Here is an 18458-nt window from a genome sequence, read left to right on the forward strand (position 1 = left end):
TTTCCCACCTCTTTAACTTGTTAGGTCTATTCTTATCTGCTCAAATTCCTTCCTATTGATTTCACCTATTGCATATCGTTCTTTGACGATATCAAGGGCACTATAACTGCCCAGGATTACGTCCTTCTCGCCTTTTGAGGCCGGTATCAACCGTTTGATGAGGAAGACCAAGCCCACGATAAGCAACCCCCAAAAAATTATCATGAAAACCATACCAAACCATCCTATACCCCAGCCGCCCATCATCCAAGGGCCTGGGCACCAGCTGCTATAGTTACTCCCATCCTGTGCAATAACTTTATCCAGTCCCAAGAGGAATAACACTGGGCTTAGCAGCAAAGTCCATTTTGTATGTATACGTGATCCCATATTATTTCCCTTCGTTCATTCGCAAGCAGAGCGATCCAATTGGTATTTATTTTTTGATGCCCGAAAAACCACTTAAATACGCCCCTCTCTTTTTAGTTTGGTAATGATAAAATCCGCTCCGGATCTGGATAAACCAGTTTTTTCGGCAATGGAAACATGATCATCGGAACCACTTTTCTTGATGGAGGAAATGACTTCGTTTTCAATTTCATCCAACCAGTCTTCAAACAAAACCAGGATTTCTGGATTGGTGACAGCCTGCAGTTGTTTCGATTGGGCTACCTTATTCATCAAATTCTGGCACATTTTCGTTGGATCGACACCTTCGTCCATGCATGTAGCCAGTCACAAATGAACGAGATCAGCGGCATTCCTTTTCCCGGCGTCACCGGTGAGAGCGTACACAAATTTGAGCCGTGATTGTTCGCTGGCCTGTGAAAATATTTTTTTAACGGTGGTTGCCAAAACCTCCATTGCGTTTTCCAGGTCCATTTGATCAATCAGCTGTTCAATTTCTTTCATATATTTATCGCCTCCCATGAAATCTAAAAACCATTTCGATTGGTAATTAGGTCTTTAGCCAGTCCACTCATTTTTTCAACGATTCCAACTATGCGGTTGTCGGCCATCTTATAAAAAACGAAAGGACCGTTTCTTTCAACAGTGACCAATAATGTCCGCCTCAGTTCTTTAAGGTGATGAGAAACCAGTGGCTGAGACAGCTCAAGCTCCTCGACAATCGCAGACACCGATTTTTGGCCTTCACTGATCGAGAGCAAAATCCGCAGCCGATTTTCATCACTCAAACATTTCGCAAGAAAAGCAGACGCCTGGAGATCTATCGGGTGGCTTGTAGTGCAACTCTTTTTTGCAGCGATCGCTTTATTCAAATTGCAGCTCTCCTATCGCCTTCAGTTTCTATAATGCAAAGATTTGTAAATCAGCATATAAATATATATTTATATATTGATTGCCAAGATGTCAAGCTCGATTTTTAGTAGAAAATATAACGGGTTGGATCAGCGGGGCATTTGAACAGAAACCTTCGATTTCAACTTTTAGTCCATATATTTACCAAACTATTCGAGGTTTTGTGCAAAGAATCCATAATATCATTTGATTTATTTTCAGTTATCATTTTGGGCACCTTTCGAGGATCATATTATCAGCCAATCACGTTTAATACTGGTTTGCCTTTTAATTTAACCACCACCTGGTGGACATCGCCTAAGCATCACTTCCCTTTGGGATTTTTCGTTGCACACTGGCAACTCCCAACCTTTTTCTCCATCTGGATTTTTTCCATTATCGTTGACTTACCATTCTCCATGTAATCCTTTTGGATATCGTCTTCGGAGTATCCGAAACAGTAACAGATTAAATCACCCACAATTTCATTCCTTTCAATTTTCATGCTCATCATGGCAGCATATATCAGCCTCAACCTTGATGCCTGCGTCCAGATCGCTATAGGTTTTTAAAGCGAGCATGGCCCATTGTTCACCTGGGCAGCCCGATTCGGTGATTGCCACATTTAAAAATTCAACGAGTTCATTTTTTATAGCTCCTGTATCATAAGCCATTTTCGTGTAGCCTTTAATGCATGGTTCACATTTAGTGGCAACAACAATGGACAGCGCTGCCAAAATCTTGTATTTGGCAGGCACCGCTTCATCTTTAAAGGTTTCCGAACGCATCCTTACAAGACCACCGGTTACTTTAGGACTCAATCTTCGTAATTCATCGTACATATTGCCAGTCATGGCATGGTCTCCTCTTCGGCATTTATTTATTACGCTCATTTGATGGATCGTTTCTCAACTACTTTCCCTTTGTAGGGTCCGGTTTTTGAAACCGCATTTATTAAAGCCTGGTCCTCAAACGTTTCATCAACGATCAACCATGCTTTGCCTTTTTCATAAGAAATCTCAACGTTTTTAACCCCCTCTGTCGCCGACAGAGATTTTCTAATGGCGAGCGGTCAAAGCTTACAATTCATGCCTACGATTTCCATAATAATCTGCTGGTCAGCGTTAACACTGACAGAGACGATCAAGGTAAAAATGGCGAATGTAAATATTTTCAATAATTGTCTCATGGTCATTTGCGCTCTATTGATACAGATGGATGAGCAGACTTTGAAAAGATGCAGAAAAAATGATGGCTACGGCACCAACCCAGAGTATCCAGCGGGCCATTTTTCTGGTTTTAATATCCTCTGCACATTTGCACTCAGACTTCTTAAGATACAATTTCCAGAACGAAAAGCCGAACAGTAATAGAGCTGATGCGAGAAGATAAGGACGCATCGACTCCATATAGGACAGGCCACCTAAGAAACTGGCTGATGTCCCAAATACGATGAAGATCGCAGGACCGATGCAACAAGAGGCTGCTAAAAACGAAGCGAATATAGTTCCAAAACTTGACAGGTTTTCAATTTTCATTTCTTCGCACCGTGGTATTTTGAGCCAATATTATCAACATAGCGACACTTCGATTGTTTTTGGGCCGCCTTGCGCCATCGCAGGTAGGATAGAATGGCTAATACAATCATGATGCCCAAGGCAGGCAACAGCGCCAAATCAAGATATGGCGTTAATGCACTTAACCCTACGGCACCCATTAGCATCACCAGAATCGGTGTAAAACATCACAATGCGACCAGTACAGTCCCAGACAGGGCCGCAAACAGGCTCTTTTTTGATGCATTAGATGAAGTCTTATCCATTCGTACCGCCCCGATTTCCGTAATGATAGATGATCAGGGCTACGATAAGGGTACGCCCAAACCGGCAGCTTTAAGAACCTCGATATCCGGACCGCACCCTGAACAGCATTCGGCAAGTTGCCCGTCAATGACAATTGCAGGTACCGACTCGACACCAAGACGCTTGGCTCGATCAGCCACATTCGGATCGTTCATATCAAGGATAGTCACTTCACAAGATGGGCAGGCATTATCCTGTATGGTACTAATCGCCTCCTGGCAAACAGGGCACCCAGCACTATATATCTCGATATTGCGTTTTGCACTCATATGATTATCTCCTTTATTGGTAGAGTTCCTCCAAGATCGGGCATTTGCCAATTGGACCACCACCGGTGCATTTTTTTTCCAGGCGGGTAAGCGCATCACGAATTTGGATCAATTCATTTATTTTCTTTTCAACGGTGGCCAGTTTTTCAGTCACCCTCAATTTCATATCCGCACAGGTAGATTGCTGTGTCATTCGTAATTCCAGAATGTCTTGTATTTCATTGAGGGAAAACCCAAGTGATTGACATCGCTTAATAAATTCTGTGCGTCTAACCGCTTCTGTTGAGTACTGCCTATGTCCGCTTTTGTTCCGAGGTGGAACTGCTATGAGCCCTCTACGCTCATAGTAGCGAATCGTTTCGATGTTCACTTTGGCTTGCTTAGCAAGTTCACCAATTGAGATTCTTTCCATTTTTGCCTCCTACAAACAATAAGACCTGTACCTTGGTACAGGTCAAGGGGGCAATTGAATCTTTTTCACTTTTTCTTAAAATAATCCCACTTGATCACTCAAGAATACCCAGCAGCTTATTGGCCTATCATACCGATTCGGGATGCTTTGCTGGTGTTGTAATATAGATGGGCGGTTACTGGTTTTTCCATATTCAACATTAAAGTTACGCAGCGTTGGAAAAAACCAACCGCTTCCAAAGAAGCTTTCTGAAATTAGCCCCCTTCAGCAAGATGAAGCCGTTAATTTTCTTAATCCCAGGCAATTTTTTCTCACGATGCAGCATATGCAATGGTCGATCAATGGTCGGGTATTTCAGATGGAAGAGGTAGCAGATGACGAGATTGTTCAATTAGGTTCGAAGGAGATTTGGGAATTTCACAATACTGGGGGTGGAATGATGAACATGATGAATATGCCACATCCCATTCATCTCCATGGTAAGCAGTTTCGAGTTATTGAACGAAGTGGTGTCATGCATGAAGGCTATGTGGACGAAGGTTGGAAAGACACTGTCTTGATTATGCCCGGCGAGCGGATCAGATTCTTAGTCGAATTTGATGATTACCCAGGCTTGTTTTTGTACCATTGTCACAACTTGGAGCATGAGGATATGGGGATGATGCGTAATTATTTTGTAAGGGACACCGATAGCACTGGACAACGCATTTAAAATGCACGTACGAAGATAATGAGTGTTATAATATTACCCAAGAGCCACATCCAAGGTCATCATTACCGCAAAACCTAACATCGCGCCGATGGTGGCCACGTCAGAATGTTTTTCAAGCTGGGATTCTGGAATCAACTCTTCGACCACCACATAAATCATCGCGCCCGCCGCAAAAGCAAGTGCATATGGAAGGATCGGTCGCATGTATATGACGGCGACGGCTCCCAACACACCAGCCATCGGCTCCACCACGCCGGATAATTGGCCGTACCAGAAGCTTTTCAATCTTGAGAAACCTTCTCGGCGGAGAGGGACAGATACCGCCGTTCCTTCGGGAAAATTTTGAATCCCTATTCCTAAGGCCAATGCGATTGCACCACCCAGCGTGGCCGATGGTAGGTCGGCCGCCAGTGCACCGAACGCGACTCCCACAGCAAGACCCTCAGGAATATTGTGAATCGTGATTGCCAAAACCAACAGAACGCTCCTCCGCCAGCTGGTGCTGATCCCTTCGGCTTCTTCCGTTGGAAATCCCGGATGCAGATGAGGAAGGAGTTTGTCAACGATCCAAAGAAAAGCGCCACCTAAAAGAAAACCGGAGGTAGCAGGGACCCAGGCAGGCAAACTTGACTCTTCAGCCATTTCGATCGCAGGGGCAAGCAAAGACCAATATGATGCTGCTATCATAACACCTGCAGCAAATCCAAGCATTGCATCTAAAACTTTTCGATTGATGGTTTTAAAAAAGAAAACCAGCCCCGAACCCAGCGCAGTCATGAACCAGGTAAACAACGTCGCAATAAAAGCCTGGAGAACCGGACTCAAGCCTAAAAAGAAATCTATATTCATATAAAGTTCTCCAATTTTTGACCTGTTAGGAAAAAAAGACAACTAAATCATCAAATATTGTTTCACTCCAATAGCGTCATATCTTACCTGTCCCAATGTATCAATTCAGTACAAATAGGGGAAATATCTTTTTGTGGTTTTCAGATAGTCAATATACGCTTGACCATGGGTTTCCATGAGATGTTCTTCTTCTATTCTTACTTGAAATTCAATCGATATATAGAACGTCACTACCCATAATAGGATGAGAGTATTATGAATAATCATCAGAGTTCCCAAACATATCAAGAAAAGTCCACTATAAGTTGGGTTGCGAATTTTTTTAAAAACACCAGTGGTGATCAATTCGGTCCTTTTTCTATCAATACCAACCCGCCACGATCTGCCCATCTCCTTCTGTGCTCTCCAGCATAGCAAAAGTCCGAAAATGCCAATTGCATATCCACTAAGATATAAATATTTGTGTTTTATAGTAAATAGTACGCCATTTTCGAAATGCCCGTTGAAACCTGTTATTTGAAGAAAAATCAACAATCCGATGAACAATGACAGCAATCGAGATAATTTGGCGAATAGTTTTTGTGAGGGGCGTTCGTCACGATATATTACATCTGGATCAGTACTGCTATCGATCAGCATAATCATCCTTTTTTGCCACCATAGATAAAGGTATCCGAGAAACAAGGTGAGCACTAATAGACCTTCAACTTGCCCTACGTTCATATTAACCACCACCCTGACTAAATTCGATCCTGTTCTGATGGATCGATTTTTCTAATAATTCTTGTTGAGTTGACGACCGCTAACAATGCAGTACCCATATCTGCGAAGACAGCTTCCCACATTGTTGCCAAACCCATGGCTCCAAATATAATAAAGATTCCTTTAACAAAAAATGCCAGCATAATATTTTGCCAGACAATATTTCGCGTCTGTTTGGCAATGGATACAGCTTCTGCCATTTTCATTGGGGAATCGTCCATCAAAACGACATCCGCCGTTTCAACAGCTGCATCGCTTCCGAGCGCACCCATTGCCACGCCAACATCAGCACGAGCAAGTACGGGCGCATCATTGACTCCATCCCCAACAAAAGCAATTTTCCCGTCCTTCGCCGTATGTTCGATTATCTTCTCAAACATACTTACCTTATCTTCAGGAAGGAGTCCTGCATGATAGCTGTCGATTCCTAAACTATTTGCTACAGAACTGGCGGCGCAAGCATTATCCCCGGTCAACATTGATAGATGCCTAATGCCTTGCTGTTTGAGTAATACAAGTGCTTTTTTCGCGTCCGGCTTAATTTCATCTCCAATTAATATGTAGCCTGCGTACACGTCATCGATTACAATGTGAGCTACAGTGTCGCTGAATTCGCATTTGGGGTGCTCAATTGACTCAAGGTGTAAGATACTATCGTTACCCACCAAAACTGAATGATCCTTATAGCGGGCCTTGACGCCTTGACCGGAGATCTCTGTGTGGCTAAGAACTTCGGCAGGGTTCAATTTATGTTCACTTTTGTTAAATTCATCTACAATGGAAACAGCAATGGGGTGATTCGAATGCAGTTCCGCTGCGGCTGCAAATTCAAGCAATTGATCTTTTGAAAAACCGTTCAAATTTACAATTTCTTTTACCTTAAAAGACCCTTTGGTTAACGTCCCGGTTTTGTCGAACACTACTGTTTTCACGGCAGCTAATGCATCAATAAAGTTTGATCCTTTTACAAGGATACCATTGCGTGAAGCTTTTCCAATCCCTCCGAAATAGCCCAATGGGATGCTCACGACCAGTGCGCATGGGCAGGAAATTACCAATAACACAAGTGCACGGTAGATCCAGGTCTCGAAAGAGGCCTCAGTTAGTATGGGCGGAATAAAAGCGATGCCCGCTGCAATCAACACTACAGCTGGGGTATAATAACGGGCAAATGTTGTCATGAACTTTTCGGTTTTTGCTTTTCGGGCTGTGGCGTTTTCGACAAGATCCATTATCCTGGAGATTGAGGATTCGCTAAAAGGGCGGGAAACTCGAACTGTTAACGCACCGCTTTTATTAATTTGTCCGGCCAATACAGTATCTCCGGGTTTTGCATTGGCTGGCACAAATTCTCCGGTTATCGCAGAGGAGTCTAATTGAGAGGTTCCGGCAATTATTTCGCCATCCAGCGGGACCTTTTCGCCTGGCTTAATAAGTATGAATTCACCAACCTCCACAGATTCCGGGGCGACCTCTTTGTATCCATCAGAGGTTTTTATGTTGGCTTTATCTGGTTTTGCTGCCAATAGTGCTCTAACTGAACGGCGTGATCTGGAAACGGCCAAATCCTGAAGCAGTTCACCAACTTTATAGAAAATCATGACTCCCACTGCTTCTGAATATGCATGAATTGCTATGGCACCGCCAGTGGCGATCACCATCAGCACATTTTCATCGAATAGCATCCCTCTGCGGATCGTCCTCATAGCGCCGAGCAGAACATTCCACCCAGCAATTAGATAGGCTGTAACTACGATGGTTATTTCTAATATTGATATTGGGTGAAGATGAAACCAGTCTTCAAAAACCAAATGCACGATGAACAAGACTGCAGCGACTATCAGAAATGCAAGCTCTTTTTTAAACTTTGTTTTTTCGTTTTCCTCATCATGATCATATTGGGCAGTTTTTTTGGATTTGGGTATTAACTCCACTTCAGGCTCAATTTTGTGGACTTCTTCTATAATTTGCGAAATGTCCTTCGCTTTCACATGAAGGGTAAGGCTGGCGAAGTCGAGCACGGCATCGTTGACCCCACTGACGGCTTTAAGCCCATTTTCAATTTTTGCCGCACACGCGGCGCAATCGAGGTTTTTTACACTATATTTTTCTGTCTGTAGTTGTCCCATTATTTATATCTTTCAAGGGTGTTATGGCTCTTGCGTATGTTCCATCCCCAAATTTAATAATTCACGGATGTGTTCATCTTCCAGGCTGTAATATACGATCTTTCCATCACGCCGGGCTTTTACAATTCGTGACTGCTTTAAATTCTTTAGTTGATGAGAAACTGCTGGTTGTTTCATCTTTAACAGCGCACAAAGGTCACACACACACATTTCGGATTCGCTCAAGGCCCATAAGATCCCAAGCCTAGTGCTGTCTCCGAAAAGCTTGAACAGATCAGAGAGTTCATAGAGTGCTACGGGATCAGGCATTTTTCGTTTTACCGACTTAACGATTTCACCATGAATTCCCTTTGTCATGCAGGTTTCAACTGTTGTAAGCTTTGGTTTTTGCTGAACCGAGGTCATGATGTTGCCTCTCTTTGATGATTTGTATCAATATATGTACATATAATAATATATACATGCGTTGTCAAGGCCTTCTTGGTTCCCACTTTCGCTGGAACCGCACGTTGTCAAATGGGGTAACCACCCGTAATAAATTCAATAAAATTGTGTATCAAAGAAAAGGTTGAACATAATAATTGGAGCGCAAGATACTATTGGAACATGAGTGGCTATATGGGATTCTGCGGTTGACAGTGATGTCACAATGTGGGATATGGCGTGCGAAGGGCAAATAGATACAATGAAAAAAGTTATTCTAAAATTCATTTACACAAGTTTGGCCATGGTGGGTGCATTTGTCGCACTGCACAGTTTGGTTGCCGCACAACAGGCATGCTGTGTCAAAATTGACAATGCTTATCTTTCTGCATCAAATCGATTTTCAGTGAATCCTAATAGCCGTGAAGTTTGCCTACCTTCGCCGTCCCACCACTATAAAAGCAGTTCAGACCTGCAAAGTAGTAAGAATGATTTAGGGGGGGGAACAACCTGCTGCGAGTCCAAGGATTGTGCGGCATCTGGCCAATCTACTTATATAGGAGCGTCTTTTTCCTACGACACGGATTTTTTTAACGAAGCAGCATTCGATGAAGATGTAAAAAATACCACCCTAACCACCTATCGACTCAATGATCTACAGACAAGTCCGGTAACTGCACCGATCTATATCCTAACGCAATCAATTCTCTGTTGATTCTCCATCACTAAGGCAAGCCAATAACGATGCTGCCATTGTTGCTTAATCGCAACCGTGGCATCAGACATATGACTCGCCTTCGTTTTTATCCCAGTCTTCACACATTAATGCATCTCCTGCAATCCTATCAGAGTGGACGATCACTTGCTGGTAGTAGCGACCAATTATGTTTGTGCGGTGTACTATGAAAAATCAGGGCGCTGTCCAATCTAAAAAAATCGGACAACGGAAAACGATAATTATAGCAGGAGCAATGTTCGTTCTTGGATTCTTTACAGGTATATGTGTGGCTGTTTATCAAACCGGAAACTTTTCGACTACCATTTCAAAGCCTGCAAACACGGACAATGACAATAGGCAACGGGCTGAAACTCTAAATCAGAAAGTGGGAGATAATCCCGGCAATACCAGTGCGTGGATTCAATTGGGCCATACTTATTTCGACATGAATGAATATGATCAGGCTATTGCCGCATATGAAAAAGCGCTTGAGCAAAACCCTAACAATGCTGACGTATTAACAGACTTGGGGATCATGTATCGCCGAAGCGGTCAACCCAGAGAGGCAATAAAAAAATTTGATATGGCCATTGCCATAAACTCGAACCATGAAACTGCAAGATTCAACAAGGGAATCGTGCTGATGCACGATTTGGGTGACCGTGAGGGGGCAATACAGGCGTGGGTAGAGTTGCTGGAGATCAATCCGGTCGCTATGGCTGGCAATAATCAAAGTGTGGACCAGATGATCAAGCATTACAAAGACGGTCATGACCGATAAAATTCTAAATGAGGAAGTTCATTTAATGAAAACTGCTGACCAGTCCAAGCGGATGCTTGACGCGCTTTGGGATTTTTTTGCGTCCGTGAAGCTTACCGTTGTGATCCTTACCCTTTTAGCGGCGACTTCAGTGCTTGGAACCTTTATTCCCCAGAAAGCAGATCCATCATTTTATATTCGGGCCTACGGTGAATTCGCCTATCGTTTGATGCAAGTCTTCGACATCTTAGACATGTATTATTCCTGGTGGTTCCAGACCCTCATCGGAATATTGGCGATTAACATAACGGTATGTACGATTAAACGATGGCCTGCGATCTGGAAAATTGTCTCGTCGAAAAATCTTCGGGTAGAATCGATCAAGAAAAAAAGACCGATTGGGGAATTTTCCGATTCACGCAATCCGGATAAGTTGTTGCCGCTCTACAAAGCTTACATTGGGAAAAAATACAGACGAGTAGAAATAAGCGCGGAGAAGCCTGGCATGACGATCATCGCTGAAAAAGGACGCTGGACAAGGCTTGGCGTTCCGGCTGTGCATTTAAGCATTGTCATCATCTTAGCCGGTGCGCTGATTGGATCGTTTTTGGGTTTCGATGGGTTCGTCAACATACCAGAGGGAGAAAGTGCCAGCTACATCCGATTGCGTAACAGCGATGCAACTTTGCCATTGGGTTTTGAAGTCCGATGCGAAGATTTCGATGTCAGCTTTTACGATTCCGGTTCTCCCAAAGAGTTTCGATCAAGCCTGACCATTTTGGAAAATGGAGAGAAAGTAGCTGAGAAGGATATTATTGTAAATGACCCATTGCGATACAAAGGGGTTAATTTCTTTCAATCCAGTTACGGCCAAACACCTCCACAGAAAGTCCAGATTAGGTTCACATCATCAAATTCAGACGAAAGCCAGCAACACAGTCTTTCTATGGGACAAACTGTGGGCCTGCCTGATGAAACAGGACAGTTCACTTTTTTAAGGTACACTGGAAACTACAGTTTCCGTGGCAAGATGATAGGTGAGGCAATTGTGGGAATTCTGGAAAAACCTGAAAAAGAACCAGAAGAAGTTGCTTTGCCGCTTCGTTTTCCAACCTTTGATAAGATGCGTAAAGACGCTTGGTTCATATCTGTCGATGGGTATGAAGATGCATATTACACCGGCCTGCAGGTAACCAAAGACCCTGGCGTTCCCATCGTGTATTTCGGTTTTGTTCTGTTAATTGTCGGTTGCTGGATAGCATTTTTCATGTCTCATCAAAAGATCGTTGTTGACTTGCAGCCGAGCACCAACAGCAGCCGTGTCAGCGTATACGGTGCCACCAATCGAAACCGGGTCGGATTTGAAATGGCGAGTCATCAATTTAGCGAAGAACTCAGCAAATTATAGGAATTTATCATGAATAGCTCCCTCGTATTGTCGATCACTACCTTCGTGTATGGCCTTGCAGCGACCCTTTATCTCGTTGCGTGGATCTTCCACAAACCTCATTTAAACCGGTGGGCAACCTGGGGCGCATCTGCAGGCGTAATCGGAAACGCCGCTGGCTTTGTAATGAGATGGATGGAATCCTATACGATGGGCATAGGCCGGATACCGCTTTCCAATCTCTATGAGTCACTGGTATTCTTCGCTTTAATGATTGCCGTTATTTATCTGGTGATAGAACGAAAATATCGTCATCAGACTATCGGCGTATTCGCCATGCCCCTTGCATTTCTATCGATCGCCTATGCATCGTTATCGCCGAACATCAGCGATCGTATCCAACCCTTATTACCGGCATTGAAAAGCAACTGGCTGACGGTTCATGTTGTCACTTGTTTCATTGGCTATGCAGCCTTTGCCATCGCCTTCGGCCTCGCTCTAATGTATTTGGCCAAAAAGAACGACCAGGCGCCTGTTGGCACATTGCGTTCAAGACTTCCCAAGCAACGCCTTTTAGATGAACTCACTCACCAAATGGTTCTGTTCGGATTCCTCTTTTTGACCGCCGGAATCATATCGGGTGCAGTTTGGGCAAATTCTGCATGGGGTCGCTATTGGGGCTGGGACCCGAAAGAGACCTGGTCCCTGATAACCTGGTTCGTTTATGCAACGTTATTGCATGCAAGGCTGATGAGAGGCTGGCGCGGCAAACGAATTGCCGTCTTTTCGATGATCGGTTTTGCTGCCGTATTGTTTACCTATTTTGGCGTCAATTACTTGCCGGGCCTTCACAGCTATGGATCGGCAGGGTGATTGGCAAATGTTGATTGTGTGTATCAATTATTTAGGTCCGAGATTCTGAGGCTAAAATGACATGAGTGAAAATTCAGAGCATGGTACGGGGATAAAATTCCAGAATGTAATTCTACTTGGATTGATCGTGGCAGGTATTGGTATCGTTATTATGCTGCAATCCAAAGATACTTTGTTCAACCCTACCTCCACACCGTTGCTAAAGAAAGGCACTCCTGCGCCGGATTTTACTTTGCCCGGCCTTGACGGAGAAATGGTCCGTCTGGCTGACCGGAAAGGCAAGGTGGTCTTTCTCAATATCTGGGCCACCTGGTGCCCGCCCTGTGTGCAGGAGATGCCCTCCATGGAAAAGCTATACCAGCAGCTCAAGGGTGAGGACTTCGAGATTCTGGCGGTCAGCATCGACAAGAAAGGCGCCGAAGCCGTACTCCCTTTCATGAAGAAGCACAACCTGAGCTTCACCGCTCTGATCGACGCCAAGGAATCAATGAAATATAAATATCAAACCACGGGCGTGCCAGAAACCTTCATCATCGACAAGAACGGGATTATTGTCGAAAAAGTGATCGGTGCCAGGGACTGGGCGACACCCGATGCTATTGGTTTTTTGCGGAATTTAATTCAGAGAAATTAACGAAAAAAAATCTGCTCTGAAGAATGACCGGATCAATTCCGAATCACGCTACCTAATATAAAAGAGAGTCATATGCCTCAAAAAGATCAAACGTCCAATGCGAACTGGACGATCATTTTCATATGCTGGTTGATCGCTGCGATCTCATCACTGGGCAGCCTGTTCTTCAGTGAAGTCATGGAGTTTGCACCCTGTGCCTTGTGCTGGTATCAGCGCATCTTCATGTTCCCGTTGGTGCTTGTATTCCTGAGCGGATTGTTCCCTCTGGATCAAAAGGTCTTCAAGTATGCACTGCCGATATCGACGGTGGGCTGGGCCTTCGCTTTCTATCACTTCCTAGTCTACTCCGGGTTTATCCCAGAGCGACTGCAGCCCTGCGGTGAGGGTGTACCATGTTCGGAGACCTATATCGATTTGTTCGGATTCTTGACAATCCCAATGCTGTCGCTGTTGTCGTTCACGGCGATTATCGTACTGTTGTTTGTCTATAAAAGGAGGCTTGCCATATGAAAAAACAGTATGTTGTTATAATTTCGAGCGTTTTACTTGTGCTTTTATTTGTTGTCGGCGTCCAGATTTACAAAGGACAGCAAAATAAAAAATACGGATTTTTGGCCGCTAACAATGCATCCCTTTTTGTCCGGGAGCATTCGCCGACTTTAGGAAGCGACGACGCCAAGGTCTACCTGATCAAATTTACCGATCCGGCCTGCGAAACCTGCAGTGCGTTCCATCCTTACGTCAAAAAGCTGATGGACGCCCATCCAGGTAAGATCAAGCTGGTCATTCGCTACAACCCTCTGCATGAAGGCGCGGATTACCCCGTCAAGATACTGGAGGCGGCACGGAAACAGGGCAAATTCTGGGAGACAATAGATATCCTATACCGCACCCAAGGACACTGGACCAGCCATCACACAGTCCAACCCCAGAAACTTTGGCGCATACTGCCCATGGCCGGGATAGATGTTGAAAAGATCAAAAAGGATATGAACGATCCGGCCATAGAGAAACTGATCAAGCAGGACCTGGCCGATGCAGAGGCACTCGGGGTCAACAAAACGCCGGGATTCTTTGTCAACGGCAAACCACTGACCAGTTTTGGCCGCAGCCAATTAAGGCAACTGGTGGAATCTGAAATCAAGGAAAATTATTAACCATGCAACCGGAATTATCATTGCTAATTGTATTTTCGGCAGGGCTTTTGTCATTTCTGTCTCCATGTGTGCTTCCGATTATCCCTGGATATATCGCATTTGTGTCCGGTCTCTCTATTGACGACATGACCGGCCATGGTTCTACAGATAAAAATATGGCTCCAGCCATGCTTAACTCCCTAATGTTCGTGCTTGGTTTTTCTGCTGTCTTCGTAGTGTTGGGAGCATCTGCGACATGGTTGGGCGGATTTTTAATCCAAAGGCTTCCGCTACTAGTAAATCTCGCTGGTGTTGTTATTATAATTTTTGGACTTCAGCAGATCGGTCTGTTCAGATTTGGTTTTTTGCTGACGACAAAGCAAATTGACCTGCCAGCAGAAAAGCTGGGTTCTTTTAAAGCGCCATTGCTCGGAGCAGCCTTTGCCTTCGGGTGGACGCCTTGTGTTGGGCCGATACTTGCCGCCATATTGACCTACGCGGCCACCATGGATACGGTGGGAAAAGGAGTAGGGCTGTTGATTGTATATTCTGCCGGTCTGGGGATTCCTTTTTTGTTAACCACCGTGGCTATGAAAGGATTTTTCAGGATTTTTTCTAAAATCAAAAAGTATATGGGTCTTATCCAAAAGATTAGCGGTTCGATATTGGTGCTTTTAGGAATACTGATGATAACCGGCAAGTTGACTTTAATAACTTCTAAATTGGGGTTTCTAAACACGCTGGCCTGGTAGCCTAATTTCCGTCCACCTGGTGGTAGACTCCCGTATTGCTGAATTCAATTTATGAGGCATTGTAAACAATCCTCTTCGGCAAATTTTATTGCGCTCATTTGATGGATCGTTTCTCAACTGCTCTCCCTTTGTAGGGTCCTACTTTTGACACGACAGGACGTATGGCCCCATAGAATTTTGGGCAAACCTTCAAAAAATTACTTTTGTCCTTTTTAATCACCCAACATTACCCTTGATCAGTGCAATAATTCTTGATCGGATAATAGATCACCGGAAACAATTGATATAGTGCATCTTCACTAAATTCCGCAGCCTAACTGGCCCTGATCATTGGCCCCATTTCTGAACTATATAACCAATGCACCACCGATCTCCCTGAAGATTTCTTGAAGCAAGAGTTAATCAGTCCGTCCCAAAAATATCACGCCAAAACTCCTAAACAACAAGCTTAAGAGGTGTAATATTGGCTAATCAGAGGTAAGCTTCTGACCTGATCTATCCTTGTGCGTTGTTTTTTCACACATATCTTTCGCAGACGAGGTTGAACTGTTTAATTTTTACCCGGTTATTGCCTGACGGACTTGTCACATTTCTCCACACCACCCTCCTGAATGCAATAAAAGTTAGTAATTTATGACATTTATAAAAATTATAAAACATTTTTTGCAGCTGGCACATGCTTTGCCCTTATTCAGGTCATCAATACAGTTCCGCGCTTAGCGGATCATAAAAGCTCATTCAAGAGAGAAAGGAGAAATTTCATGAAGATCAACAAGAATTTCATTTTCGGATTGGTAGCTGTTTCGATTTTTGGAATTGCGGCTGTCGCCTTTGCTCACGGTGGTCGGGGATACAGATCGCATATGGGCAATTACGAAAACCACATGATGGGTCCCGGCTACGGCGTTCACATGATGAGATTGGATGCCTATGAGGGATCTTATCGTCGCGGTTATGGCGCCTGGGGCGATCTGTCCGACGAAGACGCGGCCCGGCTAAGTGCATCCCGAGAAAAATTCTACAAATATACGCGGGAACTGCGCGATCGAATCGAAGAGAATGAGATTGCCCTTCGCAAGGAATGGGACCAGGTCGATCCAGATCAGGACAAGATCTTCGATCTGCAGAAGGAAATCTCCTCCGTGCGTGGTGACTTAGACGAGCAGGCCCTGGCCCACCAGTTCGAAGTCCGCAAGCTGCTGCCGGCAAACTACCGGGGAACCGGATATGATTATAGTCGTGGATATTGCTGGTAATTTGGACGGCTGCTCTGGGGCGGCTAAATCTAACCGTCCCGTAAAATAACGGTTTTACATGCTGAGGAGGCTAATGTGAGAAGACAAACCGTTACCCTGCTGAACTTGGGCATCTCCATCGCACTGATTGCAGGTACCATCTGGTTTCTGGTCAACCATCAAAACAGCTTCGGCTTTGGCAATGCACACTGGATCATGCCGCATCACATGACGATAGGAGGCGGTGGCATGGGGATCATCATGACTTTTTTCTGGATTTCCGTGATCGCCGCTATCGCCATAGTCGTTTCCAGTCTCGTTACCGGAAGGCGGTCCGAGGGAAGTCAAAAAAACAAAAAACCATTCGATGTCTTGGAGATATTAAAGAACCGTTACTACCGGGGTGAAATCGACTATGCACCATATCAGACCATGAAACGGGAGCTGGAGTAGCCTTAACATTCCTCAATTCACAAAGGCAGGTGTCTAATGACAACTCAAACACAACTCACTACAATTATCGATCCGGTTTGCGGGATGTCGTTGGACCCGGCAACGGCGGCAGCCAAAACGTGCCACAACGGTGTTGAGGTGTATTTTTGTGCGCAAAGATGCAAGCAAGCCTTCGACACCCATCCCCAAAAGTATGCCGGAACCAAGAAAAAGAAGGGACTCTGGAAACGCTATCTTGACCGGCTGAACAAAGCCACCGGAGGACGGCCTCCGGCATGTCACTAAGAATCCGACAGTAAAATTTACAAGAATGATTCAGCAGCATCGATTGAGGTAAAATTTTTGCTGACCGAATTGGTTTTGTCGTTAAATCAGAGCCCAACAGCTATATCCAATTGGCAAACGATTGCAAAGGAGCTAATGGCGGATTCCAATCGACATCAATTGTTGCCGAAGCCATCTGTCAAGCATCGGGATGGAATGACATGTCTCTAATCGCTTTGATGCTAAAGCTGTTGATACGGACCACTACGAGGGCCGTTAAGCAGAAAGCTGGGATGCCAAGTCATAAAGGCGTATTCTGCGGTGGTTAATATGACTGCCCACCCCCACAATCAGGCATTAAATCCCAACTTTTTATCCATTGAATGTGGAGTATGCACGCATATCGGGAGGAGGCCACAGAATCAAGACAAGACGCTCACTGTATGCAAAGCGTGGGGACGTCTATTTGCTGTCGCAGACGGAATGGGCGGCCATCCGGGCGGGGAACTCGCTAGCCAATTGGCCTGTGAATACCTCAAAGAATATTTTACCAATAAGCGCATAGTAGATAAGAAAAAGCCTTATTCGTACCGTAATCGTCTGGTCGATGCGATTATCCGTGTCGATCGGTACATCCGGTTACACGGACGACGTCATAAAGCCATGACGGATATGGGAACCACGCTTTCCTGCCTCCTGATTGACGGTACCCACAGCATTATCGCCCACGTCGGCGACAGTCGAATCTACCGGCACAGGAATGGACGTCTAAGCCAACTGACCACCGATCACACCTTTGTCCAGGACATGATCTTCGAGGGGGAAGTGGATCCTTCGCAGGCTTACCGGCATCCTCTCCGTCACTTGCTTACACGTGTCGTGGGGACCGAGGAAGTTTTAGAATTCGTCGATTCACGCATTGACGATATTAAACTTGGAGACCAATTTTTACTGTGCACCGATGGATTGACTGGTTCGTTGAATGAAGACTCAATTATCGAGGCAATGAAAGAACAGTCAACTGCGGCTGACACGGCAGCTCGATTGGTTAAAATCGCGCTGCGAAATGGCGCCCGCGACAATATTACGGCAATCGTTGTCACATGTTGACGTATTAGCCGCCACTAACCGGACATCAAGCAATGAATGCAACCATGGCTTCAACACAATCATCCCAGCAAATGATTTACACCCTAAAATAGGAGTTCGTATCATGAATCTCAAAAAACAGATTCTCAAGTTTTTCCAAACAACCTATGCTGACATATTGCCTTCCGATGATTCAGACGCAACTAAGGCATCTAAAGCCCATGATCCGCGTCATGAGGTTGTTCAAGAAATGTTCGACGGGATGAGCACTGGTACGGCGCGAATAATAATAGAAAAGCAAATCAGCCAAGAAATCCGGGAAAAATTCAAAATCGACCAGGTCGAAAACCAGGGCAGATATTATCTGGCCAGAATAGTGCGTCATGACGGCTCCACCATTCAACGACTGTTGGTGGATAAACAGACGGGAAATATTCGTATGGTAGGAATGGCATAGTAAT

The 18458-nt window shown here is 44.7% G+C and carries 26 protein-coding genes; 14 read left to right on the forward strand and 12 right to left on the reverse strand.

Annotated elements, in window-relative coordinates:
- Positions 1-12: 12 nt before the first annotated feature.
- The 8 genes from GN111_RS23745 to GN111_RS23790 all read right to left on the reverse strand — a co-directional run bounded on the left by GN111_RS23745 (position 13) and on the right by GN111_RS23790 (position 3821).
- Positions 13-369, reverse strand: a complete 357-nt coding sequence (locus GN111_RS23745) for an SHOCT domain-containing protein (protein WP_197740409.1) — start codon at positions 367-369, stop codon at positions 13-15.
- 72 nt (positions 370-441) lie between these two features.
- Entirely contained in the window at positions 442-891 is a 450-nt protein-coding gene (gene tsoA / locus GN111_RS34295) for an LULAXC motif selenoprotein TsoA (protein WP_337833580.1), read from the reverse strand.
- 23 nt (positions 892-914) lie between these two features.
- Entirely contained in the window at positions 915-1259 is a 345-nt protein-coding gene (gene tsoR / locus GN111_RS23760) for an ArsR/SmtB-type metalloregulator TsoR (RefSeq protein ID WP_197740410.1), read from the reverse strand.
- A 513-nt stretch (positions 1260-1772) separates the two neighbouring features.
- Complete coding sequence (locus tag GN111_RS23765) at positions 1773-2132, reverse strand: carboxymuconolactone decarboxylase family protein (protein ID WP_170302433.1); 360 nt, start codon at positions 2130-2132, stop codon at positions 1773-1775.
- Positions 2133-2480: 348 nt separating this feature from the next.
- Positions 2481-2816 (reverse strand): mercuric transporter MerT family protein, encoded by a 336-nt coding sequence (locus GN111_RS23775; RefSeq protein WP_155306142.1) that lies wholly within the window; start codon positions 2814-2816, stop codon positions 2481-2483.
- Positions 2813-3010 (reverse strand): mercury resistance system transport protein MerF, encoded by a 198-nt coding sequence (locus GN111_RS33995; protein ID WP_331457732.1) that lies wholly within the window; start codon positions 3008-3010, stop codon positions 2813-2815. The genes GN111_RS23775 and GN111_RS33995 overlap by 4 nt, the downstream gene beginning before the upstream one ends.
- Before the next feature lie 129 nt (positions 3011-3139).
- Positions 3140-3409, reverse strand: coding sequence for a thioredoxin family protein (locus GN111_RS23785; RefSeq protein ID WP_155306143.1), 270 nt, complete (start codon positions 3407-3409; stop codon positions 3140-3142).
- Positions 3410-3422: 13 nt separating this feature from the next.
- A complete protein-coding gene (locus GN111_RS23790) occupies positions 3423-3821 on the reverse strand; it encodes a MerR family transcriptional regulator (protein WP_155306144.1) in 399 nt (132 codons plus the stop codon).
- Between the two features lie 325 nt (positions 3822-4146).
- On the opposite strand from GN111_RS23790, the gene GN111_RS23795 reads away from it, so the two are divergent.
- The gene (locus tag GN111_RS23795; RefSeq protein WP_231715544.1) at positions 4147-4533 is read left to right on the forward strand and encodes a multicopper oxidase domain-containing protein; all 387 of its coding nucleotides are present in this window, start codon (positions 4147-4149) and stop codon (positions 4531-4533) included.
- A 33-nt stretch (positions 4534-4566) separates the two neighbouring features.
- On the opposite strand, the gene GN111_RS23800 is transcribed toward GN111_RS23795, so the two are convergent.
- The 4 genes from GN111_RS23800 to GN111_RS23815 all read right to left on the reverse strand — a co-directional run bounded on the left by GN111_RS23800 (position 4567) and on the right by GN111_RS23815 (position 8678).
- A complete protein-coding gene (locus GN111_RS23800) occupies positions 4567-5382 on the reverse strand; it encodes a ZIP family metal transporter (protein WP_197740411.1) in 816 nt (271 codons plus the stop codon).
- Positions 5383-5487: 105 nt separating this feature from the next.
- Complete coding sequence (locus GN111_RS23805) at positions 5488-6105, reverse strand: methyltransferase family protein (RefSeq protein WP_155306145.1); 618 nt, start codon at positions 6103-6105, stop codon at positions 5488-5490.
- A 17-nt stretch (positions 6106-6122) separates the two neighbouring features.
- Positions 6123-8273: a heavy metal translocating P-type ATPase gene (locus GN111_RS23810; RefSeq protein WP_155306146.1), complete on the reverse strand. Its 2151-nt coding sequence runs from the start codon at positions 8271-8273 to the stop codon at positions 6123-6125.
- Positions 8274-8294: 21 nt separating this feature from the next.
- Positions 8295-8678 carry an ArsR/SmtB family transcription factor gene (locus GN111_RS23815; protein WP_231715545.1) on the reverse strand — a complete coding sequence of 128 codons (384 nt, stop codon included), beginning with the start codon at positions 8676-8678 and terminating at the stop codon, positions 8295-8297.
- 205 nt (positions 8679-8883) lie between these two features.
- On the opposite strand from GN111_RS23815, the gene GN111_RS23820 reads away from it, so the two are divergent.
- From GN111_RS23820 to GN111_RS23880, 13 genes are all read left to right on the forward strand, one after another.
- Positions 8884-9411, forward strand: a complete 528-nt coding sequence (locus tag GN111_RS23820; protein ID WP_155306147.1) for a hypothetical protein — start codon at positions 8884-8886, stop codon at positions 9409-9411.
- Between the two features lie 187 nt (positions 9412-9598).
- Positions 9599-10195 (forward strand): tetratricopeptide repeat protein, encoded by a 597-nt coding sequence (locus GN111_RS23825; protein WP_170302434.1) that lies wholly within the window; start codon positions 9599-9601, stop codon positions 10193-10195.
- Positions 10196-10220: 25 nt separating this feature from the next.
- On the forward strand, positions 10221-11582 hold the full coding sequence (resB, locus tag GN111_RS23830) for a cytochrome c biogenesis protein ResB (RefSeq protein ID WP_170302435.1): 1362 nt from the start codon (positions 10221-10223) through the stop codon (positions 11580-11582).
- Between the two features lie 9 nt (positions 11583-11591).
- Entirely contained in the window at positions 11592-12434 is an 843-nt protein-coding gene (gene ccsB, locus GN111_RS23835) for a c-type cytochrome biogenesis protein CcsB (RefSeq protein WP_155306150.1), read from the forward strand.
- Between the two features lie 61 nt (positions 12435-12495).
- Positions 12496-13068, forward strand: a complete 573-nt coding sequence (locus GN111_RS23840; protein WP_155306151.1) for a TlpA disulfide reductase family protein — start codon at positions 12496-12498, stop codon at positions 13066-13068.
- 72 nt (positions 13069-13140) lie between these two features.
- Positions 13141-13578 carry a disulfide bond formation protein B gene (locus tag GN111_RS23845; RefSeq protein WP_155306152.1) on the forward strand — a complete coding sequence of 146 codons (438 nt, stop codon included), beginning with the start codon at positions 13141-13143 and terminating at the stop codon, positions 13576-13578.
- Positions 13575-14225, forward strand: a complete 651-nt coding sequence (locus GN111_RS23850; protein ID WP_155306153.1) for a DsbA family protein — start codon at positions 13575-13577, stop codon at positions 14223-14225. The genes GN111_RS23845 and GN111_RS23850 overlap by 4 nt, the downstream gene beginning before the upstream one ends.
- Positions 14226-14227: 2 nt before the next feature.
- A complete protein-coding gene (locus tag GN111_RS23855) occupies positions 14228-14956 on the forward strand; it encodes a cytochrome c biogenesis CcdA family protein (protein ID WP_155306154.1) in 729 nt (242 codons plus the stop codon).
- Between the two features lie 761 nt (positions 14957-15717).
- Positions 15718-16212: a periplasmic heavy metal sensor gene (locus GN111_RS23860; RefSeq protein WP_155306155.1), complete on the forward strand. Its 495-nt coding sequence runs from the start codon at positions 15718-15720 to the stop codon at positions 16210-16212.
- Between the two features lie 75 nt (positions 16213-16287).
- Positions 16288-16644, forward strand: coding sequence for an SHOCT domain-containing protein (locus tag GN111_RS23865; protein WP_155306156.1), 357 nt, complete (start codon positions 16288-16290; stop codon positions 16642-16644).
- 36 nt (positions 16645-16680) lie between these two features.
- A complete protein-coding gene (locus GN111_RS23870) occupies positions 16681-16929 on the forward strand; it encodes a YHS domain-containing protein (protein WP_155306157.1) in 249 nt (82 codons plus the stop codon).
- Between the two features lie 309 nt (positions 16930-17238).
- On the forward strand, positions 17239-18018 hold the full coding sequence (locus tag GN111_RS23875; protein WP_155306158.1) for a PP2C family protein-serine/threonine phosphatase: 780 nt from the start codon (positions 17239-17241) through the stop codon (positions 18016-18018).
- Between the two features lie 103 nt (positions 18019-18121).
- Positions 18122-18454: a hypothetical protein gene (locus GN111_RS23880; protein WP_155306159.1), complete on the forward strand. Its 333-nt coding sequence runs from the start codon at positions 18122-18124 to the stop codon at positions 18452-18454.
- Positions 18455-18458 lie beyond the last annotated feature (4 nt).

The sequence above is a fragment of the Desulfosarcina widdelii genome (genome assembly GCF_009688965.1).
Lineage (GTDB): Bacteria > Desulfobacterota > Desulfobacteria > Desulfobacterales > Desulfosarcinaceae > Desulfosarcina > Desulfosarcina widdelii.